At 71.9% G+C, this 23,227-nt stretch carries 24 protein-coding genes; 11 read left to right on the top strand and 13 right to left on the bottom strand.

Annotated features, from left to right (window positions below; translation table 11 throughout):
- Positions 1 to 297: 297 nt before the first annotated feature.
- Entirely contained in the window at positions 298 to 1,707 is a 1,410-nt protein-coding gene (locus ABZS58_RS48710) for an FAD-dependent oxidoreductase (protein ID WP_354791417.1), read from the top strand.
- On the opposite strand, the gene ABZS58_RS48705 is transcribed toward ABZS58_RS48710, so the two are convergent.
- Complete coding sequence (locus ABZS58_RS48705; protein ID WP_354791419.1) at positions 1,665 to 1,922, bottom strand: transposase domain-containing protein; 258 nt, start codon at positions 1,920 to 1,922, stop codon at positions 1,665 to 1,667. The genes ABZS58_RS48710 and ABZS58_RS48705 overlap by 43 nt on opposite strands.
- A 331-nt stretch (positions 1,923 to 2,253) precedes the next feature.
- Here ABZS58_RS48705 and ABZS58_RS48700 point away from each other — a divergent pair, with 331 nt between their 5' ends.
- Together ABZS58_RS48700 and ABZS58_RS48695 are read left to right on the top strand one after the other, a co-directional pair.
- Positions 2,254 to 2,901 (top strand): 4'-phosphopantetheinyl transferase superfamily protein, encoded by a 648-nt coding sequence (locus ABZS58_RS48700; protein WP_354791416.1) that lies wholly within the window; start codon positions 2,254 to 2,256, stop codon positions 2,899 to 2,901.
- Positions 2,898 to 3,449: an HD domain-containing protein gene (locus tag ABZS58_RS48695; RefSeq protein WP_354791415.1), complete on the top strand. Its 552-nt coding sequence runs from the start codon at positions 2,898 to 2,900 to the stop codon at positions 3,447 to 3,449. The genes ABZS58_RS48700 and ABZS58_RS48695 overlap by 4 nt, the downstream gene beginning before the upstream one ends.
- Before the next feature lie 12 nt (positions 3,450 to 3,461).
- Here the strand turns inward: ABZS58_RS48695 and ABZS58_RS48690 are convergent, their stop codons facing one another.
- The 8 genes from ABZS58_RS48690 to ABZS58_RS48655 all read right to left on the bottom strand — a co-directional run bounded on the left by ABZS58_RS48690 (position 3,462) and on the right by ABZS58_RS48655 (position 13,188).
- Positions 3,462 to 4,808, bottom strand: coding sequence for a rhamnulokinase family protein (locus ABZS58_RS48690; protein ID WP_354791414.1), 1,347 nt, complete (start codon positions 4,806 to 4,808; stop codon positions 3,462 to 3,464).
- Positions 4,809 to 4,818: 10 nt separating this feature from the next.
- A complete protein-coding gene (locus ABZS58_RS48685) occupies positions 4,819 to 6,813 on the bottom strand; it encodes a bifunctional aldolase/short-chain dehydrogenase (RefSeq protein WP_354791413.1) in 1,995 nt (664 codons plus the stop codon).
- The gene (gene rhaI, locus ABZS58_RS48680; protein ID WP_354791412.1) at positions 6,801 to 7,979 is read right to left on the bottom strand and encodes an L-rhamnose isomerase; all 1,179 of its coding nucleotides are present in this window, start codon (positions 7,977 to 7,979) and stop codon (positions 6,801 to 6,803) included. Before rhaI ends, ABZS58_RS48685 begins: the two co-directional genes overlap by 13 nt.
- Positions 7,976 to 8,299: an L-rhamnose mutarotase gene (locus ABZS58_RS48675; RefSeq protein ID WP_354791410.1), complete on the bottom strand. Its 324-nt coding sequence runs from the start codon at positions 8,297 to 8,299 to the stop codon at positions 7,976 to 7,978. Before ABZS58_RS48675 ends, rhaI begins: the two co-directional genes overlap by 4 nt.
- 12 nt (positions 8,300 to 8,311) lie before the next feature.
- Positions 8,312 to 9,364: a rhamnose ABC transporter substrate-binding protein gene (gene rhaS / locus ABZS58_RS48670; protein ID WP_354791409.1), complete on the bottom strand. Its 1,053-nt coding sequence runs from the start codon at positions 9,362 to 9,364 to the stop codon at positions 8,312 to 8,314.
- 55 nt (positions 9,365 to 9,419) lie between these two features.
- Complete coding sequence (locus ABZS58_RS48665) at positions 9,420 to 10,433, bottom strand: ABC transporter permease (RefSeq protein WP_354791408.1); 1,014 nt, start codon at positions 10,431 to 10,433, stop codon at positions 9,420 to 9,422.
- Positions 10,430 to 11,449, bottom strand: coding sequence for an ABC transporter permease (locus tag ABZS58_RS48660; protein WP_354791407.1), 1,020 nt, complete (start codon positions 11,447 to 11,449; stop codon positions 10,430 to 10,432). The genes ABZS58_RS48665 and ABZS58_RS48660 overlap by 4 nt, the downstream gene beginning before the upstream one ends.
- Before the next feature lie 254 nt (positions 11,450 to 11,703).
- A complete protein-coding gene (locus tag ABZS58_RS48655; RefSeq protein WP_354791405.1) occupies positions 11,704 to 13,188 on the bottom strand; it encodes a sugar ABC transporter ATP-binding protein in 1,485 nt (494 codons plus the stop codon).
- A 153-nt stretch (positions 13,189 to 13,341) separates the two neighbouring features.
- Between ABZS58_RS48655 and ABZS58_RS48650 the strand changes: the two genes are divergently transcribed.
- The 4 genes from ABZS58_RS48650 to ABZS58_RS48635 are packed head-to-tail and all read left to right on the top strand — an operon-like array spanning position 13,342 to position 17,245.
- Positions 13,342 to 14,361 carry a LacI family DNA-binding transcriptional regulator gene (locus tag ABZS58_RS48650; RefSeq protein ID WP_354791404.1) on the top strand — a complete coding sequence of 340 codons (1,020 nt, stop codon included), beginning with the start codon at positions 13,342 to 13,344 and terminating at the stop codon, positions 14,359 to 14,361.
- Between the two features lie 3 nt (positions 14,362 to 14,364).
- Positions 14,365 to 15,102, top strand: a complete 738-nt coding sequence (locus tag ABZS58_RS48645) for a (Fe-S)-binding protein (protein WP_354791402.1) — start codon at positions 14,365 to 14,367, stop codon at positions 15,100 to 15,102.
- Positions 15,099 to 16,598 carry a LutB/LldF family L-lactate oxidation iron-sulfur protein gene (locus ABZS58_RS48640; protein ID WP_354791401.1) on the top strand — a complete coding sequence of 500 codons (1,500 nt, stop codon included), beginning with the start codon at positions 15,099 to 15,101 and terminating at the stop codon, positions 16,596 to 16,598. The genes ABZS58_RS48645 and ABZS58_RS48640 overlap by 4 nt, the downstream gene beginning before the upstream one ends.
- The gene (locus ABZS58_RS48635) at positions 16,595 to 17,245 is read left to right on the top strand and encodes an LUD domain-containing protein (RefSeq protein WP_354791399.1); all 651 of its coding nucleotides are present in this window, start codon (positions 16,595 to 16,597) and stop codon (positions 17,243 to 17,245) included. The genes ABZS58_RS48640 and ABZS58_RS48635 overlap by 4 nt, the downstream gene beginning before the upstream one ends.
- Here the strand turns inward: ABZS58_RS48635 and ABZS58_RS48630 are convergent.
- The 4 genes from ABZS58_RS48630 to ABZS58_RS48615 all read right to left on the bottom strand — a co-directional run bounded on the left by ABZS58_RS48630 (position 17,242) and on the right by ABZS58_RS48615 (position 19,948).
- A complete protein-coding gene (locus ABZS58_RS48630; RefSeq protein WP_354791398.1) occupies positions 17,242 to 18,054 on the bottom strand; it encodes a hypothetical protein in 813 nt (270 codons plus the stop codon). The two genes, ABZS58_RS48635 and ABZS58_RS48630, sit on opposite strands and share 4 nt — an antisense overlap.
- A 62-nt stretch (positions 18,055 to 18,116) precedes the next feature.
- Positions 18,117 to 18,563: a hypothetical protein gene (locus ABZS58_RS48625; RefSeq protein WP_354791397.1), complete on the bottom strand. Its 447-nt coding sequence runs from the start codon at positions 18,561 to 18,563 to the stop codon at positions 18,117 to 18,119.
- Positions 18,564 to 18,582: 19 nt separating this feature from the next.
- Complete coding sequence (locus tag ABZS58_RS48620) at positions 18,583 to 19,107, bottom strand: M15 family metallopeptidase (protein WP_354791395.1); 525 nt, start codon at positions 19,105 to 19,107, stop codon at positions 18,583 to 18,585.
- A 25-nt stretch (positions 19,108 to 19,132) separates the two neighbouring features.
- A complete protein-coding gene (locus ABZS58_RS48615) occupies positions 19,133 to 19,948 on the bottom strand; it encodes a cyclase family protein (RefSeq protein ID WP_354791393.1) in 816 nt (271 codons plus the stop codon).
- Positions 19,949 to 20,163: 215 nt separating this feature from the next.
- Here ABZS58_RS48615 and ABZS58_RS48610 point away from each other — a divergent pair, with 215 nt between their 5' ends.
- The 4 genes from ABZS58_RS48610 (at position 20,164) to ABZS58_RS48595 (ending at position 23,003) form a co-directional block, all read left to right on the top strand.
- Positions 20,164 to 21,072, top strand: a complete 909-nt coding sequence (locus ABZS58_RS48610; RefSeq protein WP_354791392.1) for a DUF929 family protein — start codon at positions 20,164 to 20,166, stop codon at positions 21,070 to 21,072.
- Between the two features lie 2 nt (positions 21,073 to 21,074).
- Positions 21,075 to 21,521 (top strand): vitamin K epoxide reductase family protein, encoded by a 447-nt coding sequence (locus tag ABZS58_RS48605; protein ID WP_354791390.1) that lies wholly within the window; start codon positions 21,075 to 21,077, stop codon positions 21,519 to 21,521.
- An 88-nt stretch (positions 21,522 to 21,609) separates the two neighbouring features.
- Positions 21,610 to 22,329, top strand: coding sequence for a YcnI family protein (locus ABZS58_RS48600; RefSeq protein WP_354791389.1), 720 nt, complete (start codon positions 21,610 to 21,612; stop codon positions 22,327 to 22,329).
- A gap of 164 nt (positions 22,330 to 22,493) precedes the next feature.
- Positions 22,494 to 23,003, top strand: coding sequence for a sigma-70 family RNA polymerase sigma factor (locus ABZS58_RS48595; protein ID WP_354791387.1), 510 nt, complete (start codon positions 22,494 to 22,496; stop codon positions 23,001 to 23,003).
- The last annotated feature ends 224 nt before the right edge of the window (positions 23,004 to 23,227 follow it).

Below are 23,227 nucleotides of genomic sequence, written 5' to 3'. Positions count from 1 at the left end.
CGGCTCAGGCCGACGCCGGAGCGCAGCGGAGGTGGCGGCATGAGCGGCCAGCGGAGCGTCTCGGGCCGCTCATCATGTGACAGTTCCGGCTCAGGCCGACGCCGGAGCGCAGCGGAGGTGGCGGCATGAGCGGCCAGCGGAGCGTCTCGGGCCGCTCATCATGTGACAGTTCCGGCTCAGGTCGGCGCTGGAGCGAAGCGGAGGTGGCGGCATGAGCGGCCAGCGGAGCGTCTCGGGCCGCTCATCATGTGACAGTTCCGGCTCAGGTCGGCGCTGGAGCGAAGCGGAGGCGACGGCATGACCGCCCTCGACCGGGCCGACGGTGCGGCACGAGTACACCTGCCGCCCCGGACAGCCGAATACGGTGGGCACACCGAGGTCCTCGTCGTCGGCGGCGGCCCGGCCGGGTTCGGCGCGGCGATGGGCGCGGCGGCCGCGGGCGCCGACGTCGTGCTCGTCGAGCGCTACGGGTTCCTCGGCGGCAACGCCACCGCGGCGCTGGTCATGCCGCTCATGAGCTTCCACAACGAGATGAAGCAGGCGGTCGGCGGCGACGACAACCGGCTGCTGCCGACCGACCACGGCGAGGGCGAGCCCGTCGTCGCCGGGGTGCTGTGGATGCTGCTGGACCGCCTGGTCAGGGTCCGCGGGGCGATCACGCCGACCCCGGACACGGGCTACACGGTCCCGTTCGATCCCGAGGTGTTCAAGCTCGTCACGTACGACCTGCTCGGCGGCGCCGGCGTGCGGATGCTGCTGCACGCGTTCGCCTCGGACATGATCGCGTTGCCCGACTCGTCCCGCGTGGTGTTCGAGACGAAGTCCGGGCCGGTCGTCATCGACGCCGACGTCGTCGTGGACTGCACCGGCGACGGCGACCTGGCCGCGTCGGCGGGTGCGCCGTACGAGGTCGGCCGCCCCGAGGACGGGCTGACCCAGCCGATGACCCTGATGTTCCGGGTCGGCAACATGCACCGGGAGGACTTCGCGTCGTACGTACGGGAGCATCCCGACCAGTGGAAGGGCGTGCACGGCCTGTGGGACCTGATCCGGGCCGCCCGCGACGCCGGTGAGCTGGACCTGCCGCGCGAGGACGTCCTGTTCTTCGCCACGCCGCACGAGGGCGAGGTGTCGGTCAACTCGACCCGCTTCGGCGGCCTGGGCATCAGCGTGTGGGACCTGACCCGCGCGGAGCTCGCGATGCACCGGCAGCTGGCGGGCATCGCCCAGTTCCTGCGCAACCGGGTGCCGGGCTTCGAGTCGTCGTACGTCATCCAGAGCGGCGTGCAGGTCGGCGTCCGGGAGACCCGCCGGGTCCTCGGCGACTACCAGCTCACGGGCCAGGACGTCCTCGACGCGCGGAAGTTCCCCGACGTGGTGGCGCGCGGCGCGTACCCGGTGGACATCCACAACCCGAACGGCCCCGGCACGATCCTCCGCCGGCTGCCGCAGGGCACCTCGTACGACATCCCGCTGCGGACGCTGCTCCCCCTCGACGTGGACCGGCTGCTCGTCGCGGGCCGCTGCATCTCCGGCGACCACGTGGCGCACAGCTCCTATCGCATCATGCCGATCTCCATGGCGACAGGTCAGGCCGCCGGGGTGTGCGCGGCGCTGGCGGCGCGGGCCGGGAAGCCGCCCCGCGAGATCGCCGCCGCTCAGGTTCAGCGTGTACTGCGAGCACAGGGCGCGTCACTATCCAACTGAGCGTGTTGATTTCCTGACGGTGCGTGGATTTTGCGGCAAGGCCGTCGCCTCGGCGGCGGCGATGCGTCAGGATCGATCGCGAGGTACACCGTGATCCAGGCGGGCAGCGCCCGGTCCCGTTGCTGCCGCCGTCCAGCCTTGTCGACCGCGATGTCGATCAGGTCACGGCCGGCGATGCGGGTCAGTACCTGTTCGGCCGGCCCGGACGGGACCACGGCGTCACCGACCGGCCCGGCCGTGACAAGGTCGAACAGCGCAACGCCACCCGGATGCTCCAGGCACGACTCATCGATGTCACAATGCACCAACAACGAAGCTCCCCGCACACGTACTGATCTTGGTCGACAGCATGTGTAACGGGAGCTTCGTTGCTGCGCAAGCCGCCACGCGGCATCGACAACCCTCGACGCAGATCCTTAACTCACCGGCATTGCGTCATAGCGGCACAGACTCTTCCGGATCATCAAGAACCCGCGGGGCCTGGTGCTCGCGGTGGGGCAACTGGTGACAGCGCGGGAATGCGGCGCTGACAGTAGAGTTTCCGGCGTGCGGGACCTGTTGCCTGGGATTGTCGTGGTTGAGGTGGCCGGCGAGGACGACTGGGCCGGGGTGTTGTTGCCCGAGGAGGCCGCCGGGCTTTCGCCGCGGGCCGTCGACGGGCGGCGGCGGGAATACACGGCCGGCCGGGTGTGTGCGCGGCGGGCGCTCGGGCAGGTCGGGATTCACGGCCAGCCGGTGGTGACCGGGCCGAGCCGGGCGCCTGTCTGGCCGCCGGGGGTGACGGGGAGCATCACGCACACCAAGGGATACTGCGCGGTCGCCGTCGGGCGGGTGCCGGACGTGCGGGCGGTGGGGATCGACGCGGAGCGGCGCACGGTGCTCCCCGCCAACATCGTGGCGGCGATCTGCCTGCCGGAGGAGATCGCCTGGTGCGCGGAGCGGCCGGACGAGCCGTGGTGGCCGGCGCTGCACTTCAGCGCCAAGGAGACCGTGTTCAAGATGTGGTCGCCGATCATGGGTACGTGGCTCGACTTCCACGAGGCCCGCCTGACCGTCGACCCGCTCGGCAACACGTTCGTGGCGGAGATCCTGCCGGAGAAACTGGCGGAGTCGCCGGGCGCGCCGGCGTCGTTCCGGGGACGGTTCGCGGTCGAGCCGGACCTGATCCGCACCGCCGGCTACGTCGAGTGGTGACCGACCTCGAGCGTGCCCTGGCCGAGCCCGGCCTGCGGCCCCTGCCGGCGGAGGCAGCGGCGGTCCTGCGGCGGGTCGACGCGCCGCCCCGGCTGGCCGCGCACCTGAGGTTGGTGCACGACGTGGCGGCGCAGCTCCTCGACTGGCTGGCGGTGGCGGCGCCGCATCTCAGCCTCGACCGGGAAGCGGTGCTGTTCGGGGCCGCGACCCACGACATCGGCAAGACCCTGCACCCGGAGGAGCTGCGGGGGCCCGGCAGCGCACACGAGGTGGCCGGCACCGAGATGCTGCGGGAGCACGGGGACCTCGCCAGGTTCGCCGTCACCCACGCGCGGTGGGAGCGGCCGGACGCGACGCCGGAGGAGCTGCTCGTCACCCTCGCCGACAAGGTGTGGAAGGGCAAGCGGGTCGAGGGCCTGGAGCGGCGTGTCGCGGACCTGCTGGGCGGCGAGCCGTGGGAGGCGTTCATGACCCTCGACGACGAGCTGACCCGCATCGCCGGCGACGCCGACACCCGCCTCGCGTTCCAGGCGACATACCCGATCTAGCAGGCACCCGGTCTAGGACGACGGCAGGTACGTGCGCGAAGAGCGGATCAGGGCGCGCATCGACGGCAGGTCGGGTGGGACGAGGCCGAGAGCGCGGGCCTGGACCAGGACGTTGCCGAGTGCGCCGGCCTCGACCGGGCCGGCCTCGACGGGCAGGGCGCAGGCGTCGGCGGTGAGCTGGCACAGCAGGGCGTTCTGCGCGCCGCCGCCGACCAGGTGGATCACGTCGACCGACCGGCCGGTGAGCCGCTCGACGTCCAGGATCGCCTGCCGGTACGCCAGGGCGAGGCTGTCCAGGATGCAGCGGGTCATCGCGTACGGGTCGGCGGGCACCGGCTGACCGGTCTCCCGCAACGCGGCGGCGATGCGGGCGGGCATGTCGCCCGGTGCGAGGAAACGCGGGTCGGTGGCGTCCACGACACTGCGCCCGGCGGGCGCCGAGGCGGCCCCCGCGAGCAGGTCGGCCAGCGAAAGGGACCCCCAGGAGCGCATGCACTCCTGCAGCAGCCACAGGCCCATGACGTTGCGCAGGTAGCGGACGGTGCCGTCGACGCCGGCCTCGTTGGTGAAGCCGGCCTCGGCGGAGCCCAGGACGGGAGCCGGCAGCTCGACCCCGACGAGGGACCACGTGCCGCAGGAGATGTAGGCGAACCGGTCCGTCCGGGCCGGGATCCCGACGACGGCCGAGGCGGTGTCGTGCGAGGCCACGGTCGTCACCAGCGTCGACGGATCCGACAGCAGCGGCCCGGCGACGGTGCCCGGGTCGCGCAGCGGCGGCAGCAGCGACGCGCGGATGCCGAGCCGCTCGATCAGCGGCAGGTCCCACCCGGCGCCGTCGGCACGCAGCAGCCCGGTGGTGGACGCGTTGGTGCGTTCCGCGCCGATGACGCCGCTCAGCCAGTACGTGATGAGATCCGGGATCAGCAGCAGCGTGCGGGCGGCGGCGAGCTGCGCGCTGCCCGCCGCCGCGAGCAGCTGGAACACCGTGTTGAACGGCTGGTTCGCGATCCCGGTCGCCGCGTAGAGCTCGGCGGCCGGGACCGGGGAGACGACGTCGTCGGTGCGCGCGTCGCGGTAGTGCACCGGGTTGCCGAGCAGGCGGCCGTCGCCGTCGAGCAGCCCGTAGTCGACCGCCCACGAGTCCACACCGATGGATTTCACCGGCCCGGCCGCTCGCAGGCCGTCGAGGATCCCCTGGTACAGGCTGAGCACGTCCCAGTGCAGGGTGCCCTGGACGCGGACGGGCGTGTTGGCGAAGCGCGCCGCCTCGGTGAGCTGGACAGTGCCGTCGCCGACAACACCGACCATCACCCGGCCCGAGGAGGCGCCGAGGTCCACCGCGGCGAATCGCGCCGTCACGAGTGCCCCGTCATCGCAGGAACGCCGCGGCCACGCCCGCGTCGACGGGGACGTGCAGGCCCGTGGTGTGGGACAGTTCGCCGCCGACGAGGGCGAAGACGGCGTTCGCCACGTGCGAGGGCAGGACCTCCCGTTTCAGGATGGTGCGCTGGGCGTAGAACGCGCCGAGCTCGGCCTCCGGCACGCCGTAGACGGCGGCGCGCTGCGCGCCCCAGCCGGAGGCGAAGATGCCGGAGCCGCGGACGACGCCGTCAGGGTTGACGCCGTTGACCCGGATCCCGTGCTCGCCGAGCTCGGCTGCGAGGAGCCTGACCTGGTGCGCCTGGTCGGCCTTGGTGGCGCCGTACGCGACGTTGTTGGGCCCGGCGAAGACGGCGTTCTTCGAGGCGATGTACACGATGTCGCCGCCCGTGCCCTGCTCGATCATGACGCGGGCGGCCTCGCGGGCGACTAGGAACGAGCCGCGGGCCATGACGTCGTGCTGCAGGTCCCAGTCCTCGACGGTGGTCTCCAGCAGCGGCTTCGAGATGGACAGCCCGGCGTTGTTGACGACCAGGTCGACGCCGCCGAACGCGAGGACGGCCTCGGCGAAGGCCGCCTTGATCGCCGCCTCGGACGTCACATCGACGGTGACGGCCACTGCCCTGTCCGAGCCGCCGATCTCCGCAGCCACGGAAGCAGCGGAGTCGGCGGAGCGGTCGGCGACTACCACGCACGCACCCTCGCCCGCGAGGCGCAGCGCGATGGCCCGCCCGATGCCCGACCCGCCGCCGGTCACGAACGCCACGCGCGCCGCCAACGGGCGAGGTGCCGGCCGGCGGGCGAGTTTCGCCTCCTCCAGGGCCCAGTACTCGATCCGGAACTTCTCCGACTCGGGGATCGGCGCGTACGTGGACACCGACTCGGCGCCGCGCATGACGTTGATCGCGTTGACGTAGAACTCCCCCGCGACCCGCGCGGTCTGCTTGTCGGCGCCGAAGCTGAACATGCCGACGCCCGGCACGAGGACGATCGCCGGGTCCGCGCCGCGCATCGCCGGCGAGTCCGGGGTGGCGTGCCGCTCGTAGTACGCCGCGTAGGACGCCCGGTAGGCGGCGAACTGTCCAGAAATATCGGACGATGTCAGCACCAGCGGCCGCACCTTGGTCCGCAGGAAGTGATCGGGGCACGACGTGCCGAGCGCCGCGAGCTCCTCCAGCCGGGCGCTGCCGACGAAGTCCAGCACGACGTCGGAGTCCGTGAAGTGCCCGACCTGCGGCCGGTCGCTGGACGCGAGCCCACGCAGCAGCGGCATCAGCTCGGCGGCCCGGGCATGACGCTCTTGCAGCGGCAGCGGCTCATGTACCACCGGTCCGAACGGCGAGGGCCGGCCGCGCGCGGCGAGGAACTCCGTCGCGGTGCGGATGATCTCCAGGGAGTTCGCCTCGCACCCGTCCGACGTGGCGCCCCACGCGGTGATGCCGTGACCGCCGAGGATCACGCCGATCGCCTGCGGGTTCGCCTTCTGCACCGCGGCGATGTCGAGGCCGAGCTGGAAGCCGGGCCGCCGCCACGGCACCCACAGCACCCGGTCGCCGAAGCACTCCTTGGTCAGTGCCGGCCCGTCGGCGGCGGTGGCGAGGGCGATGCCCGCGTCGGGGTGCAGGTGGTCGACGTGCGCGGCCTCGACGAGTCCGTGCATGGCCGTGTCGATCGACGGCGCGGCGCCGCCCCGGCCGTGCAGGCAGTAGTCGAACGCGGCGACCATCTCGTCCTCGCGCTCCACGCCCGGGTACACGTCGACGAGCGCCCGCAGCCGGTCCAGGCGCAGGACGGCGAGGCCGGCCTCGGTGAGCGTGCCGAGGTCCCCGCCGGATCCCTTCACCCACAGCAGCTCGACGTCCTTGCCGGTGACGGGGTCGATCGCGGTGCCGGCCGCCGACGTGTTGCCGCCCGCGTAGTTGGTGTTGCGCGGATCGGCTCCGAGCCGGCGCGAGCGGTCGATGAGGTCCTTCACGCGCCCCATCCCGCCTGCGTGCCGCCGACCCGCTCGGCGCGGACCTTCTCCAGGTAGCCGGACCGTTTGTAGGCGCCGATCGGGTCCGGGTCGAGGCCCATGTCCTCCCGTACACCACGCAGCAACGGCCGGACGTCGGTGTTGTAGGCGTCCATGAGCACCTCGTTGGCCCCCAGCACGTCGCCCTCGTCCTGCGCGGTCCGCAGCGCCGCGTGGTCGACGAGGAGGGCCTTCGCGGTCGCCTCCTGCACGTTGAGCACGGACCGGATCACCGCCTGGATCTTGGGTTCGAGGTTGTGGCACTGGTCGAGCATGAACGCGATCCCCTGCTCGGTCAGCGCGTCGGCGAGGACGATCTCGTGCATGATCCGGAACAGCTGGAACGGGTCGGCGGCGCCGACCATGAGGTCGTCGTCGGCGTAGAAGCGGGAGTTGAAGTCGAACCCGCCGAGCTTCCCGGCGCGCAGCAGGACGGCGACGATGAACTCGATGTTGGTGCCGGGCGCGTGGTGGCCGGTGTCGATGACGACCTGCGCCCGCTCGCCGAGGGCCGTGCAGTGCGCGTAGGCGGTGCCCCAGTCGGGCACGTCGGTCATGTAGAACGCGGGCTCGAACAACTTGTACTCCAGCAGCATCCGCTGGTCGGGTCCGAGCCGGTCGTACGTCTCGGACAACGCGAGAGCGAGCCGGTCCTGCCGGGTGCGCACGTCGTCCTGGCCGGGGTAGTTGGTGCCGTCGGAGAACCACAGCTTGAGGTCCCGCGACCCGGTGCGGTCCATGATGTCCACACAGTCCAGCAGGTGCCCGATCGCCTTGCGGCGGATGCCGGGGTCGGGGTTGGTGACGCTGCCGAGCTTGTAGTCGTCGTCCTGGAACACGTTGGTGTTGACGGCGCCGAGCGCGACGCCGAGGTCCTTCGCGTGGCGCGCGAGGTCGGTGTAGTCGTCGACGAGGTCCCACGGGATGTGCAGCGCCACGGTCGGCGCCACGCCGGTGAACCGGTGCACGGTCGCCGCGTCGGCGAGCTTCTCATACGGGTCCCGGGGCACGCCCTCCTGCGGGAACACCTTGAAGCGGGTGCCCGAGTTGCCGTATGCCCAGGACGCCGTCTCGATCCGCTGGCCGCGTAGTCGTTCCGCGACACGCGTGCGCGTCTCCGGGGCGAGCTCTGTCATTGCAACGCTCCAAGCTGGTGGTCGAGGTTGAACACCTCGTCGAGGACGACGAAGTGCCGACCGCTGATGAAGAACTCCGCCATCTCCGCCTGCCAGCGCCGGTCGGCGTCGGTGGCGTCCATGGCGGCCTGCGCGGCGGCGAAGTCCTCGGTGAGGAGATAGCCGACGAGCAGGCCGTCGTCGCGGAGGAAGAGCGAGTAGTCGTGCCAGCCCGCGTCGCGCAGTGCCGCGAGCATCTCGGGCCAGACATGGGCGTGGCGGCGCCGGTATTCGTCCAGCCGGTCAGGCCTGACCTGCAGCGTGAAACAAACCCGGCGCACGCCAGGACCCCCTTAGAAGTTGAACTGGTCGACGTTGGAGGCGTTGAAGGTGAACGGGTCGCCGAGCAGGATCGTGCCGTCCTTGCCGACGGTGAACTCGCCGAGCTTGCCGGCCTTGAACTTGTCGCCTTCCTTGCCCTTGATGACGCCGGAGGCCAGGGACGCGCCCGCGTAGGCGGCGAGGTAGCCGAGGTCGGCCGGGTTCCACAGCGCGAACGCCTTGACGGTGCCGTCCTTGACGTAGGCCTTCATCTGGTTCGGCGTGCCGAGCCCGGTGAGCTGGACCTTGCCCTTGTACGTGGAGCCGGACAGGTAGCGGCCGGCGGCGGCGACACCGACGGTGGTCGGCGAGATGATGCCCTTCAGGTTGGGGTGCTTGGCGAGCAGGCCCTGCGCCTCCTGGAAGGACTTCTGGTCGTCGTCGTCGCCGTAGACGGTGTCGACGAGCTTGAGCTTGCTGTACTCCGGCTTCGCCAGCTCGGTCTTCATCATCTCGATCCAGGCGTTCTGGTTCGTGGCGTTCGCGGTCGCGGACAGGATCGCGATCTCGCCGCCCTCGGCGCCGATGGCCTCGGAGATGAGCTTGATCTGGATCTTCGCGATGCCTTCGGACGTCGCCTGGTTGATGAACAGGTCGCGGCACTCGGGCTTGGTGTCGGAGTCGTAGGTGACGATCTTCGCGCCGGCCTTGCGGGCCTCGTTGAGGGCGCCGCAGATGGCGTCCTTGTCGTTGGCGGACACCGCGATCACGTTGGTGCCCTGCTGCGACAGGGTGTTGATGTAGCTGACCTGCGCGGACGGGCTCGCCTCGGACGGGCCGGTCTGGCTGTAGGAACCTTTGAACTCCTCGACGGCGAGCTTGCCGCCCTTGTTGTCGGAGGTGTCGAAGTACGGGTTGTTGACCTGCTTGGGCAGGAAGGCGACCTTCAGGCCGCTCTTGATGGTGTCGGAGGTGGCTGCGCCGTCACCGGATCCCGTTGCGGGGTCGGAGTCCTCGGCGCAGGCGGTGGTGCTGAACGCGAGCGCGGCGGCTACCGCGACCGCGATGAGCTTGCCAGCTCTCATGGGATTGAATCCTTTCAGCGGGGGTCGCACGAAACAGGGGGTGTGGGTGTCGCTCTTACGTGGTGCGCCGGCGGCGGAGGCGCTCGCGCGCCATGCCGATGACGTTCGGCCCGACGACCGAGGCGATGAGCAGCGAGCCGGTGATGATGGTGAGGGTGTTCGCCGGCACGTTCGCCAGTTGCAGTGCGTTGCGCAGCGTGCTGAGCAGCAGGACGGCGCCGACGACGCCGACCATGCCGCCGCGGCCGCCGAAGATGGAGACCCCGCCGAGCAGGACCGCCGCGACGACCGCGAGCTCCAGGCCGTTGCCGTTGTCGGCGCGGGCGCTGGCGAAGCGGAACGTCCAGAAGACCCCGGCCAGGGACGCCATCATGCCGGTGGCGACGAAGAGCCAGAACTTGGTGCGGGCGACGGCGATCCCGGCGAACCGGGCGGCCTCCGCGTTGTTGCCCATGGCGTACAGGCCGCGGCCGACGGGTGTGGCGTGCAGGAGCACACCGAAGAGCACCGCGAGGACGGCGACGACGATGACGACCCACGGGATGGTGAGGCCGGGGATGGGGCTGATCGCGGCGTCGGTCCAGCTGACGGGGTAGTCGGCGACCGCCTTGTCGCCGAGGACGACGTACGCGAGTCCCCGGTACAACGCGAGGGTGCCGATCGTGACCGCGAGCGACGGCAGCCCGAACACGGTGATGAACAGGCCGTTGACGGCGCCGAGGACCGCGCCGAGCAGCAGGCACAGCGCGATGAGCAGCGGCAGGGAGGTGACCCCGTGCGCCCACAGGTCACCCATGACGGCGCAGGTGAGGCCGAGGGTGCTGGCCACCGACAGGTCGATCTCGCCGGTGATGACGACCAGGGTCATCGGCAGCGCGATGATCGCGATCGGCACGACCTCCAAGGTCACGAACCGCCAGAACCGCGGGCTGGCGACCCCTTCGATCGTCGCGGCGCCGATGACGGCGACGAGGACGAGGGCGAGCAGGACGACGGCGTCCCACGACCCGACCGCGGGCAGCAGGCGGCGCCTCGGCGTCTTGCTCGGCACCGTGGTGAGCGAGGTCATTTGCCCGGTCCCCCTTGCAGGCTGCGTGCGACGCGGAGCGACAGGACCCGGTCGAGGCCGATCGCGGCGAGGATGAGCGCGCCGATCGCGGCCCGCTGCCAGAACGGGTTGATGCCGAGCACCGGCAGCGCGCTGGCGATCGTGGTGAGCAGCACGGCGCCGAGGGCCGCGCCGTAGACGGAGCCGCTGCCACCGAAGATGGCGACCCCGCCGACGACGACCGCCGCGACCACGTTGAGCTCGACGCCGAGGCCGGCGTTGGCGTCCAGGGTGCCGAAGCGCGAGACGTACAGGACGCCGGCGAGCCCCGCGAGGGCGCCGCTGGCGACGAACGCCGCGAACACCCGCCGGCCGACCCGGATGCCGGTGAGCCTGGCCGCGGCCGGGTCGGAGCCGATCGCGTAGAGCTCGCGGCCGCTGCGGTACGAGCGGAGGTAGAAGCCCGCGCAGAGGACGACGACGACCGCGAACAGGGTCAGGACCGGCACGCCGAGGACGGTGGCGGTGCCCATCCGCAGGAAGCCGTGCGGGATGTCGGCGGCGTTGATCTGTTTGCCCTCGGCCCACCGGTAGTCGATGCCGCGGAAGACATACAGCGTGCCGAGCGTGACCACCAGCGCCGGCACCCGGGCGGCGGCGATGAGGGCACCGTTGACCGCACCGCACACCGCCCCGAGCGCCGTGCCGGCGACGACCGCCACCGGGATCGGCATCCCCGGATGGTCGAGGAACAGGGTGCCGGTCGCGAACGCCGACAGGCCGAGCACCGACCCGACGGACAGGTCGACGTTGCGGGTGATGACGACGATCGCCTGGCCGGTGGCGAGGATCGCCAGGATGGTGGAGCCGAGCAGCAGGTCCTTGACGCTCTGCGCGGACAGGAACCGCGGGTTGCTGATCGCGGTGCCGCCGATGAGCAGGACGAGCGCGACGAGGATGCCGAGCTCCCGGACGAGGAACACACGGTGGGTGAGCCTGGCGCTCCTGACCTCCGCCCGGTCCAGCACGGCGGTCATGCCGCCACCTCCGCTGCGCTCCGGCGTCGGCCTGCCCCGAACCTGCCACATGATGACCGGCCCGAGCCGCTCCGCTGGCCGGTCACGCCGCCACCTCCGCTGCGCTCCGGCGTCGACCTGCCCCGAACCTGCCACATGATGACCGGCCCGAGCCGCTCCGCTGGCCGGTCACGCCGCCACCTCCGCTGCGCTCCGGCGTCGACCTGCCCTGAACCTGCCACATGATGACCGGCCCGAGCCGCTTCGCTGGCCGGTCATGTCGCCTGTCCTGTCGCCGCCAGCATCACGGACTCCTCGTCGGCTCGGGTGCGGGGGATGTCGGCGGCGAGCCGCCCTTCGTGCATGACGAGGACGCGGTCCGCCATGCCGAGGACCTCGGGCAGTTCGCTGGAGACCATGAGGACGGCGACGCCTTCGCCGGCGAGCTCGCTCAGCAGCCGGTGCACCTCCGCCTTGGTGCCGACGTCGATGCCGCGGGTGGGCTCGTCGACGATCAGGACCTTGGGGGACGTCGACAGCCATTTGGCGAGGACGACCTTCTGCTGGTTGCCGCCGGAGAGCGTGGCGACGGGGTCGCTGAGCCTGGCCGCCTTCACCTGCAGGCGCTCGGTCCAGGTGCGGGCGTCGCGGCGTTCGGCGGGGCCGAACAGCAGCCCGAGCCGGCTCAGTGACCAGCGCCGCGGCAGGGTCGCGTTGCGTTCCACGGACAGCTCCATGACGAGGCCCTGCTGCCGGCGGTCCTCGGGGACGAGGGCGAGCCCGGCGGCGATCGCCGCGGACGCGCTGCCTCTGGTGAGGGGTCTGCCGTCGACGCGGACCTCGCCGGCGTCGTACCGGTCGACGCCGAACACGGCGCGGATGACCTCGGAGCGCCCGGCGCCGACGAGCCCGGCGAGGGCGACGATCTCCCCGCTGTGCACGGTGAAGGAGATGTCGCTGAACACGCCGGCGCTGCTCAGACCGCGGACCTCCAGCCGGGCCTCCCCCGCGTCGGCGGCGGTGCGCTGCGGGTACATGGAGGAGACCTCGCGCCCGACCATCCGCCGCACCACCTGCTCGACGGTGAGGTCGCTCGCGGGGTCGGTGGACACCCACCGCCCGTCCCGCATGACGGTGATCCGCTGACACAGCGAGAAGACCTCGTCGAAGCGGTGGGAGATGAACAGGACGGCGGCGCCGCTGTCGCGCAGCGCGCGGGCGACGGCGAAGAGCCGCTCGACCTCGACGCCGGACAGCGCGGCGGTCGGCTCGTCCATGACCAGGATGCGGGCGTCGAAGGACAGCGCTTTGGCGATCTCGACGAGCTGCTGGTCGGCGATCGACAGCCCGCGGGCGGGCCGGTCCGGGTCGATGTGCACGCCGAGCCGGTCGAAGAGCTCGGCGGCCCGGGCCCGCATCGCGGCGGTGTCGACGCGGCGCATGGAGCGCAGCGGCTGCCGGCCGATGAAGATGTTCTCCGCGACGGTCAGGTCGGGGAAGAGCGTCGGCTCCTGGTAGATGACGGCGATGCCGGCGTCGCGGGCGTCGGCGGGGCCGCCGAGCCGCAGCGGCTCCCCGTCGAGGGTGATCGTCCCGGCGTCGGGTGCGTGCGCCCCGGCGAGGATCTTCACCAGGGTCGACTTGCCCGCGCCGTTCTCCCCGACGAGGGCGTGCGCCTCACCGCCGCGCAGCTCCAGGCGCACGTCGCGGAGCGCCGCGACGGCGCCGAACGACTTGCTGACGCCTTCGAGAACCAGCACCGACCCTCCCTTGTGAAACGTTTCATGCAGTGACTACAGTGACGGTAGAAGCAGACCCGTGACGCCGTCAAGGGTTTCAATCGCGTTACCGGTTCGATACATGTGACACAGTGCTCCAAGCGTTGACACGTTTCAGGGAATCCCGGGAGATCGATGTCCAACACGACCGGCATCAAGGAGGTGGCCCGCCGCGCGGGCGTCTCCATCGGCACCGTCAGCAACGTGCTCAACCGGCCCGAGCTGGTCGCCTCGTCGACCCGGCAGCGGGTCCTCGACGCGATCACCGAGCTGGGCTACGTGCGCAACGACTCGGCCCGGCAGCTGCGCGCCGGGCACAGCCGGCAGATCGCCCTGGTCGTGCTCGACGTGACGAACCCGTTCTTCACCGACGTGGTCCGCGGCGCGGAGGCCGCCGCCGAGGAGCACGGCGTCATGGTCGTGGTCTGCAACAGCGGCGAGGACGCGGGCCGGGAGCACCGCCACCTCGACCTCCTGGAGGAGCAGCGGGTCCGGGGTGTGCTCATCACGCCCGTCGACGAGTCGCCGAACTCGCGCCTGGAGCAGCTCATCCAGCGCGGCACCCCGGTCGTCCTCGTCGACCGCGGATCCGGCCGGCACAGCCGCTGCTCGGTCGCCGTGGACGACCTCCTCGGCGGGCGGCTCGCCGGCGAGCACCTCCTGGAGCAGGGGCATCAGCGGATCACGTTCGTCGGCGGGCCCGCCACCATCACCCAGGTCCGCGAGCGGCACGCCGGGATCGCCGACGCCGTGGCCGGGAAGGCCGAGCTGTCGGTGGTCAGCACACCCAACCTCACCGTCGCCGCGGGACGGGCCGCCGCCGCCGAGATCGACGCGACCGCGGTCTTCTGCGCCAACGACCTCGTCGCGCTCGGCGTGCTGCAGGGCCTGACCCAGCGGGGCATCCGGGTGCCGCAGGACGTGGCGATCGTGGGATACGACGACATCGAGTTCGCCGCCGCGGCCGCGGTGCCGCTATCCTCCGTCCGTCAGCCTCGGGAACAGCTCGGTCGCACCGCCACGGCCATGCTGCTCGAGGAGATCGAGGACGACGGCCGCCATGAGCACCGCCACGTGGTGTTCCAGCCGGAGCTGATCGTCCGCGAGTCGAGTGGCCGGCCCCGCACCCGCCGGCCCAGACGGATTGGGCGGTGATCGATGCGTGTAGCACTCTTCGTGACGTGCCTCGCCGACGCGATGTTCCCGCAGGTCGGCCGGGCCACGGTCGAGCTGCTGGAGCGGCTCGGCCACGAGGTCGTCTTCCCCGAGGCGCAGACCTGCTGCGGCCAGATGCACATCAACACGGGATACCAGCGCGAGGCCCTTCGCCTGGTCGAGCATCACGTCGACTCGTTCGCCGGTTTCGAGGCGATCGTCGCGCCGTCGGGCTCCTGCGTCGGGTCGATCCGCCACCAGCACGCGGGCGTCGCGCGCCGGGCCGGGCGGGTCGCGCTGTCGCACCGCGCCGAGGAGCTCGGCGCGCGCACCTATGAGCTGTCGGAGTTCCTCGTCGACGTCCTCGGCGTCACCGACGTCGGCGCGCGCTATCCGCACCGCGTCACCTACCACCCGACCTGCCATTCGCTGCGCATGCTGCGGGTCGGCGACCGCCCGCTGCGGCTGCTGCGGGCGGTGCGCGGCATCGACCTGGTCGAGCTGCCCGGCGCCGAGGAGTGCTGCGGCTTCGGCGGCACGTTCGCGCTGAAGAACGCCGACACGTCCGCGGCGATGCTCGGCGACAAGCTCCGCAACGTCCTGTCCACCGGCGCCGACGTGGTTTCGGCCGGCGACTCGTCGTGCCTGATGCACATGGGCGGCGGCCTGTCGCGGCTGTCGTCCGATGCCGGCGCCGTCACGCGTCCGGTGCATCTCGCGGAAATCCTGGCGGCGACATGACCTCCGTGTTTCTCGGGATGCCGGTGTACGCACCGCGCGGGGTCGGCGCGCTGCGCGGGGACATGCCCTTCCCGGAGGCGGCGCGCGTGGCGCTCGGCAACGACCAGCTGCGCCGCAACCTGGGCCACGCCACCAGCACCATCCGCGGCAAGCGGGCCGCCGTGGTCGCCGAGGTCCCCGACTGGGAGGAGCTGCGCCTGGCGGGCGAGGCGGTCAAGGCCGCCACCATGGCCCGCCTGCCCGACCTGCTGGTGCGGCTGGAGGAGCAGGTGACCGCGCGCGGCGGGACCGTGCACTGGGCCCGCGACGCCACCGAGGCCAACGCGATCGTCCTCGACCTGATCCGCGCCACGGGCGCGGCGGAGGTCGTCAAGGTCAAGTCGATGGCGACGCAGGAGATCGGGCTCAACGAGGCCCTCGCCGAGGGCGGCGTCACCGCGTGGGAGACGGACCTGGCGGAGCTGATCGTGCAGCTCGGCGACGACAAGCCGTCGCACATCCTGGTGCCCGCCATCCACCGCAACCGCACCGAGATCCGCGACATCTTCCGCCGCACCATGCCCGGCGCCGACGCGCTGTCCGACGAGCCCCGCGAGCTCGCGATGGCCGCCCGCGCGTATCTCCGGGAGAAGTTCCTGACGGCGCGGGTGGCCATGTCCGGGGCCAACTTCGCGGTCGCGGAGACCGGCACCCTCGCGGTCGTCGAGTCCGAGGGCAACGGGCGGATGTGCCTGACGCTGCCGCAGACGCTGATCACCGTCATGGGCATCGAGAAGGTCGTCCCCACCTGGACGGATCTCGAGGTGTTCCTGCAGTTGCTGCCGCGGTCATCGACCGGGGAGCGGATGAACCCGTACACGTCGCTGTGGACCGGCGTCACCCCGGGCGACGGCCCGCAGGACTTCCATCTGGTCCTGGTCGACAACGGCCGGACCGCGGTCCTGTCCGACCCCGCGGGCCGGGCGGCGCTGCACTGCATCCGGTGCAGCGCGTGCCTCAACGTGTGCCCGGTGTACGAGCGGACCGGCGGTCACGCGTACGGCTCCGTGTACCCCGGCCCGATCGGCGCCGTGCTCAGCCCGCAGCTCACCGGGGTCGCCGACAACGCCTCCCTGCCCTACGCGTCCAGTCTCTGCGGCGCGTGCTTCGACGCGTGCCCGGTGCGGATCGACATCCCGGCGATGCTGGTCCACCTGCGCAACCGGCACGTGGAGGAGCGCGCCGACCGGCCGGTGCCGTCACCCGAGGCCGTGGCGATGGCGGCGATGTCGTGGGTGATGACGAAACCCGGCAGGTTCCGCCGCGCGGAGAAGCTGCTGCGGATCGGCCGGCTGCTCGGCCGCCGCGACGACCGGATCACGGCGCTGCCGCCGCCGATGTCGGCGTGGACGGCGACCCGCGACCTGCCCAGGCCACCCGCGCAGACGTTCCGCGACTGGTGGCGCTCCCGTCCGGCCGCTCCCGTTGACTCCCTCGTCGAGGAGGACGACCGATGAGTGAGGCCCGCGCCGCGGTCCTGGCCCGGATCCGGGCCGCCCTCGGGCCCGACCCGGTCGTGCCCGACGTGCCGCGCGACTACCGGCGGGCCGGAGCCCCCGTGGCCGGCTCCCCCGAGCTGCTCGACCTGCTCGTCGACCGCCTGGTGGACTACAAGGCGACGGTGGTCATGACGACCGCCGCGGACCTGGCCGGTGACCTGCGCGCCGCACTGGCCGCCACCATGCCGCCCGGCGGCCGGCTCATCGTGCCGCCGGCCCTCCCCCACGGCTGGCTCGCCGGCGCCGACCCCGGCAGCAGTGACGGCGGCTTCGTCGTCGACGACGGGACGCTCGGGGCGGTGGCGCTCGACGGGTTCGCGGGCGTGGTCACGGCGTGCGCGGCGGCGTGCGCGCAGACCGGCACGATCGCCCTCGACGGCAGCCCCGACCAGGGCCGGCGGGCGATCACCCTGGTCCCGGACCGGCACTACTGCGTGGTCCGCGCCGACCAGGTCGTCCCGGCCGTGCCCGACCTGCTGGCCCGGCTCACCCCGACCCGGCCCCTGACACTGATCAGCGGCCCGTCCGCGACCAGCGACATCGAGCTCAACCGGGTCGAGGGCGTCCACGGTCCCCGCACCCTGGTCGTGCTGATCGTGCGCTAGAAGGGCCGCGGCGGCGTGAACGTCAGCCGGTGCCGGATCCGCTCGAACTGGTAGGGCGCCAGCTGCGCGGTCGCGGCGAAGTCGGCCAGGCCGGTGAAGCCGCCGCGGCGGTGCCGCTCGGTCAGGACGTAGGAGATCCGGGCGGCGTCGAAGCCCTCCAGGGTGCCGAGCTGCCCGGCGTCGGCCAGGTTGACGTCGATCGCGGCGGGCGTGTCCGGCGACCAGGGTGTCGCGGCGGGCCACGGCGTCGTCGACGTCGACGGGAACTGCGGCCCGCCGTGCTGCTGATGCTGGTGGTACTGCTGCGGTAGCTGGACCGGGAACCCGGCCGACGCGGTGCTGGACGACCCCGCGTAGGGCACCGCCGAGTACGGCACGGCCGGGCCGACCGGCGAGCCGGACGCGACCGGCGACCCGTACCCGGCGCCGCCGAAGACCGCGGGTGAGCCGTACGCCGCCGGGCCGGCCTGCGTCGCCGTCCAGCGCTGCTCCAGCCAGCGCAGCCAGAAGACGTTGAGCACGAACGCGTGCACGATGCTGGCGAACCAGATCAGCGCCCACGCCGCGGCGACCGGGCCGCTCGCCTCCTCGGTGGTGCCGCCCAGCACCCGGTCCGAGGCGATGAACAGGCCGGTCTCGACCACCAGGTACGCGATGCCGGTGCCCCACCAGCCGGGCTTCCTGGCACGCAGGCCGATCAGGACGAACCCGACGCCGCTGAGGCAGCCCACCCCGAGGATCGGGAAGAGCAGCCACCAGCTGTTCAGCACTTTCCAGCCGAACCCGGGGCGGGCGGGTGCGGGATGCATCAGGTCCCTCCAGACGGCGACACATCGACGCGGGTCGCCCCGCGAAACCCTAACAGCGGTGCTCACCCACCGGCGGCCCATGTCGTGGCCACCAGCGCCGCGGTGAAGGCGGTGGCCACCAGGACCAGCATCGTCCACGCCCGCAGTTTCAGGGCGCGGCGCAGTGCGGGCCGCTCCTCGGGCAGCGCGAACACCCGGGCGGGCCAGTGCCGCCAGGACACGTCGGCGAACACGGCCGCGGCCGCGCAGTACAGCAGCAGCACCAGGACGAAGAGCGCGTCGCCGGTCACGGCCAGGATGCCGGCGGCCGTCGCCAGCAGGGCCGCGACGATCGGGACGACCTTCCAGCGGTTGCCCTGGGCGAGCAGCGTCAGGAACTCCTCCAGGCGGTCGTCGTCGAACCCGGACCGCGCCACCTTCGGCTGGACGACGACCAGGCTGTACCCCATCGACCCGCACCACATGGCGGCGAGACCGAGATGCACGGTGAGCAGCAGGAACAGCACCATGCCGGAAGGGTAGCCGCGGTCAGGCGGTGAACTTCCAGTGCCAGGGCTCGCGCGGGGTGTTCTCGGTGAAGCCGTAGCGGGAGCCGTTGGCACGCATCCAGGCCTGCGCCTTCGCGTCGAGGTCGAGGTCGACGGCGAGGCCCCAGCCGTGGTCGCTGGTGCCGGGCTTCGCGGCGAGGCCGCCCTGCGAGTAGAGGCCCTTGCGGCGGGCGAGGTCGACCTGCTCGTCGTAGCCGCGGTACGAGTCGGTGATGCCGATCGTCACGCCGTCGCGCTGCGCCGCCTTCAGCAGGCTGGTGAGGGCGGTCGCGGCGGGCGCGGCGAGGCGGTGCCCGGTCGAGCCGACCTCGGCGAGCGCGGTGACGGGGATCCGCCCGTTCTCGTAGCGGCCCTGCAGCGAGCCGGCCGACTCCAGGGCGGTCGCGAACGACGCGGCTGACGAGGCCGACGAGGCCGGAGCGGCCGGCGGACCGGCGAACGCCGCGAGCTGGTGCCGGATCTCCGCCATCCGGGTGGCGATGCCGGTGATGCCTTCCACACGCACCGCATCGGCACCCGGACGCGGGACTTTAGTTCGGCAGTACCCCGTAGATGAGCGCCGTGGAGCCCGAGCCCTTCGCGTTGATGAAGCCGCCGCACAGGATCGAGCCGCCGGTCGCCGGGAACTTCGCCAGGTTCGCGAGGATCTCCAGGCTGATCCGGTGCCGCCGGTACACCAGCAGCGAGGCCAGGAAGTCGGGGTCGGTGCCCAGGTCGGGGCCGAACGTGTCGATGCCGGTGCCGCCGTTGCGCCCGATCCGGCCGGTGTCGATGAACCACTGGACCGTCTGCGGCGCGAAGCCCGGCTGGTGCAGGACCCCGTCGGCGTCGAGGTTGGGGAAGGCGTCGGTCCCCCACTTGTACTCCCAGCCGGTCCACATGATGATCATCGACTCGTCCGGGATGCGGCCGTGCCGGCGCTCCCACTGCTTCACGTCGTCGATGCTCAGCGCGTAGTCGGCGTTGCGGGCGCACTTGTCCCGCACGTCGATCTTGACCGCGGGCAGGAACAGGTCGTTCGGGTCGAGGTCGTCCGCGAGGGGCTCGCCGGCGTTGAAGTGCCCGGGCGCGCCCCAGTGGGTGCCGGTCGCCTCGCCCTCCCGGACGAACTGCAGGTAGTAGCCGTCGTCCTCGATGGTGGCGATGGTCTCCAGCTCGAACGCCGGATCGCCCGGATACAGGTTGGTCGTCGCCGGGTCGTTGACGTGGGACAGGCTGATCAGCCGGGTCCTTCCGGGCTTCAACGCCGCTCCCCCGCTCTGCGCCGCCGACGCGCTCGTGGTCAGGCCCGCGGTGCCGGCCACCGCGCCGCCCGCGGCCGCGGCCAGCAGGTGTCGTCGCTGCATATTGGTCCCCCTCGCATCCGTGCTGTGGGTTTTCTCCAGGTGCCGACATGCCACCTTGCACCCGCACACGGGCCCGCGCAAGATCTGCCCTTCTACCCGGCGTGGCGGGACCTTGGACCCAGGGCGACACCCATCGCACTGCCTAAAGTCAGCCGGGGAGGGAACCGTGTGCGGGTTCCGGACGACTAACCAGGCAGACGAGTGGGGGGTTGCGCGTGTCGAAGCGCCAGCGGGACTCGCGCGAATACGCGCGGCAGATGCGGTTGATCCAGGAACGGGCGACCGCGAGGCAGGGCCGGATGCGCCGGGCGACGGCCGCGATCGCCGCCGTCCTGGTCGTGTTCGCGGTCATGATCGTCGCGAAGCTCGCCGGGGCAGGCTCGGGCACGCAGGCGCCGGTCTCCGCGTTCCCGACGGGTGAGGCCGCCGCGGCGATCGTGGCGAAGGTGACGTCGGTGCCGCCGGCGACCCTCGACCAGATCGGCGCCGGCTCCGCGGAGGTCCTGCCGAAGGCCGTCACCGGGCAGCAGATCCTCACCGAGGGCGGGAAGCCGCTGGTGCTGTACGTCGGCGCCGAGTACTGCCCGTTCTGCGCCGCGCAGCGCTGGCCGGTGGTGGTCGCGCTGTCCCGCTTCGGGACGTTCACCGGCCTGGCGATCTCCGCGTCGGCGTCCGACGACGTGTACCCGGACACTCCGACCGTGTCGTTCCACGGCAGCTCGTACACCAGCGACCTGCTCACCTTCCAGGGCGTCGAGACGAGCAGCCGGACCCGCAAGGGCAGCTCGTACACCCCCCTCGACCAGCTCACGCCGGCGCAGGCGCAGCTCGTGCAGAAGTTCAACGCCCCGCCGTACGTGGACGCGAAGTCCGCCGGGTCGATCCCGTTCGTCGACTTCGCGAACCAGGCGATCACCTCCGGCGCGTCGTTCAGCCCGGACCTGCTCGCCGGGATGACCGCGGAGCAGGTCGCCGCGGCGCTGTCCGACCCGGGCAGCGAGATCGGCAAGGCGATCGGCGGCAACGCCAACGCGATCACCGCCGTGCTGTGCAAGATCACCGGCGGCAAGCCGGCGAACGTCTGCACCACCCAGGCCGTGACCGTCTTCCAGGGAAAGGTGTGAGCATGACACTGGTGCAGCGGTGGGTGCCGCCCACCTCGCTGGTGCTGTCCGTGCTCGGCCTGGCCGTGTCGGTGTACCTGACGTATGAGCACTTCACATCCTCGACGACCCTGGCCTGCCCCGACACGGGTGCGCTCAACTGCCTGAAGGTCACCACCAGCGAGCAGTCCGCCGTGTTCGGGGTGCCCGTCGCCGTCCTGGGCCTGCTGTACTTCGTGGCGATGCTGGCCCTGTCGGCGCTGTGGCGGATGCCGCGCCGGGACGTGCGGCTCGCCCGCCTGGCCACCACCGGTGCCGGGGTGCTGTTCGTCGTCTGGCTCGTCTACGCGGAGCTCTTCACCCTCGACGCGATCTGCCTGTGGTGCACGGCGGTGCACGTCCTGGCGGTCGGGCTGTTCGCGGTCACCGCCCTGGGCACGGCATACGCGGACCCGGCGGACCTTTCCTGATTTTTCTTCAAGGTCGCCGGAACTTTCCGGTCCCCCCGGACGACTACCCGTCGACCTTGTTCCTGCCTCCGAGAGGACAGCCCGCATCATGCGCCTGACCCACGTGGTCCGCGCGGGTGTCGCCGTCGCCGCGGCCGCCGCCGCGGCACTCGCCTTCCCCGCCGCCGCATCCGCCCACGTCACCGTCAACCCGAGCACCGCCACGCAGGGCGGTTACACGAAGGTGACGTTCCGGGTGCCCAACGAGCGCGACGACGCGTCCACCACCAAGGTGGAGATCGCGCTGCCGACCGACACGCCGATCGCGTCGGTGTCGCTCAAGCCGATTCAGGGCTGGACGGCGGTCGCCGAGAACAGCAAGCTCGCCACCCCGATCAAGACCGACGACGGCGAGATCACCGACGCCGTCTCGAAGATCACCTGGACCGCCGGCGCCGGCGCGGAGATCAAGCCGCACCAGTTCCAGGAGTTCGACGTCTCCCTCGGCCCGCTCCCGGTCGCCGACCAGATCGTGTTCAAGGCCCTGCAGACGTACTCCACCGGCGAGGTCGTCCGCTGGATCGACGAACCCGCCGCGGGCGCCGAGGCCGAGCACCCCGCCCCGGTCCTGAAGCTCACCAAGAAGACCGACACCGCCGCCCCGGCCGCGGGCGCCTCCGCCCCGGCGGCCACCGCGACCGGGGCGAAGGACGACAGCGGCGACGGCACGGCCATCGGCCTCGGCGTCGCCGGCCTGGTCCTCGGCCTGGCCGGCCTGATCGTCGCCGTCCTCGCCTTCCGCCGCTCCACCCCCCGCCCCACCGCCTGACCGGCACCGTCTGACCGCACCGTCCGGGCCGCCCCTTCGTGGGCGGCCCGGCCGTCTCCGTGGCCGCGGTGCTGTGCCGGATGCGCCGTCCCACAGGTGGTTGAACCCGCAACTGTCTGATGGGGTACACGTCAGCAGGACCCGCGCCGACGAGGGAGACCCGGTTGACCAGGGACGAGGAGCTGATGACCGCGCTGTACACCGAGCATTACGGTGTGCTGCTCGGCTTCGTGTCGCGGTACGAACGCGACCGCCACCGTGCCGAGGACCTCGTCCAGGAGACGCTGCTGCGCGCCTGGAAGCACATCGGGCGCATCGACGTCAGCCGGGACACCACCAGGGCGTACCTGCTGACGATCGCGCGCAACGTGGTCAGCAACGCGTGGCGGGCGGACCAGCGCCGCCCCCGGCTCGTCGACGACCCCGACGCGATCGCGGCCGTCGCCGACGCCGACAACGTCGACGACCTCGTGGAGGGCTGGCTGGTCCGGGCCGCCCTGGACCGGCTCTCCGTCGAGCACCGGCAGGTCGTGGAGTCCGTCTACTACGACGGGCGCACCGTCGCCGACACCGCCCGCCGCCTGTCGGTGCCCGAAGGCACCGTGAAGTCCCGCGCCTACTACGCGGTCCGGGCGCTGCGCGCGGTGTTCGAGGAGATGGGGGTCCTGCGATGAGCGGGCCGCAACGCAGGAGCCGCTCATCATGGACGCAGGTCTGGCTCAGGCCGACGCCGGAGCGCAGCGGAGGTGGCGGCATGAGCGGGCCGCAGCGCAGCGCAGGAACCGCTCATCATGGACGCAGTTCTGGCTCAGGCCGACGCCGGAGCGCAGCGGAGGTGGCGGCATGAGCGGGCCGCAGCGCAGCGCAGGAACCGCTCATCATGGACGCAGTTCTGGCT

The organism is Dactylosporangium sp. NPDC005555, from assembly GCF_040605635.1.
GTDB lineage: Bacteria > Actinomycetota > Actinomycetes > Mycobacteriales > Micromonosporaceae > Dactylosporangium.
The sequence above is the reverse complement of the archived record's forward strand: the minus strand, read 5'-3'. Positions and strand labels throughout refer to the sequence as shown.

What these genes read in the sequence shown, in the direction of transcription:
- ABZS58_RS48710 (WP_354791417.1), top strand. Translation starts at nt 298, where the DNA reads ATGACCGCCCTCGACCGGGCCGACGGTGCGGCACGAGTACACCTGCCG.
- ABZS58_RS48685 (WP_354791413.1), bottom strand. Translation starts at nt 6,813, where the DNA reads ATGGGGCGCGTGAAGGACCTCATCGACCGCTCGCGCCGGCTCGGAGCC.
- rhaI (WP_354791412.1), bottom strand. Translation starts at nt 7,979, where the DNA reads ATGACAGAGCTCGCCCCGGAGACGCGCACGCGTGTCGCGGAACGACTA.
- rhaS (WP_354791409.1), bottom strand. Translation starts at nt 9,364, where the DNA reads ATGAGAGCTGGCAAGCTCATCGCGGTCGCGGTAGCCGCCGCGCTCGCG.
- ABZS58_RS48665 (WP_354791408.1), bottom strand. Translation starts at nt 10,433, where the DNA reads ATGACCTCGCTCACCACGGTGCCGAGCAAGACGCCGAGGCGCCGCCTG.
- ABZS58_RS48660 (WP_354791407.1), bottom strand. Translation starts at nt 11,449, where the DNA reads ATGACCGCCGTGCTGGACCGGGCGGAGGTCAGGAGCGCCAGGCTCACC.
- ABZS58_RS48650 (WP_354791404.1), top strand. Translation starts at nt 13,342, where the DNA reads ATGTCCAACACGACCGGCATCAAGGAGGTGGCCCGCCGCGCGGGCGTC.
- ABZS58_RS48645 (WP_354791402.1), top strand. Translation starts at nt 14,365, where the DNA reads ATGCGTGTAGCACTCTTCGTGACGTGCCTCGCCGACGCGATGTTCCCG.
- ABZS58_RS48640 (WP_354791401.1), top strand. Translation starts at nt 15,099, where the DNA reads ATGACCTCCGTGTTTCTCGGGATGCCGGTGTACGCACCGCGCGGGGTC.
- ABZS58_RS48635 (WP_354791399.1), top strand. Translation starts at nt 16,595, where the DNA reads ATGAGTGAGGCCCGCGCCGCGGTCCTGGCCCGGATCCGGGCCGCCCTC.
- ABZS58_RS48630 (WP_354791398.1), bottom strand. Translation starts at nt 18,054, where the DNA reads ATGCATCCCGCACCCGCCCGCCCCGGGTTCGGCTGGAAAGTGCTGAAC.
- ABZS58_RS48625 (WP_354791397.1), bottom strand. Translation starts at nt 18,563, where the DNA reads ATGGTGCTGTTCCTGCTGCTCACCGTGCATCTCGGTCTCGCCGCCATG.
- ABZS58_RS48615 (WP_354791393.1), bottom strand. Translation starts at nt 19,948, where the DNA reads ATGCAGCGACGACACCTGCTGGCCGCGGCCGCGGGCGGCGCGGTGGCC.
- ABZS58_RS48605 (WP_354791390.1), top strand. Translation starts at nt 21,075, where the DNA reads ATGACACTGGTGCAGCGGTGGGTGCCGCCCACCTCGCTGGTGCTGTCC.
- ABZS58_RS48600 (WP_354791389.1), top strand. Translation starts at nt 21,610, where the DNA reads ATGCGCCTGACCCACGTGGTCCGCGCGGGTGTCGCCGTCGCCGCGGCC.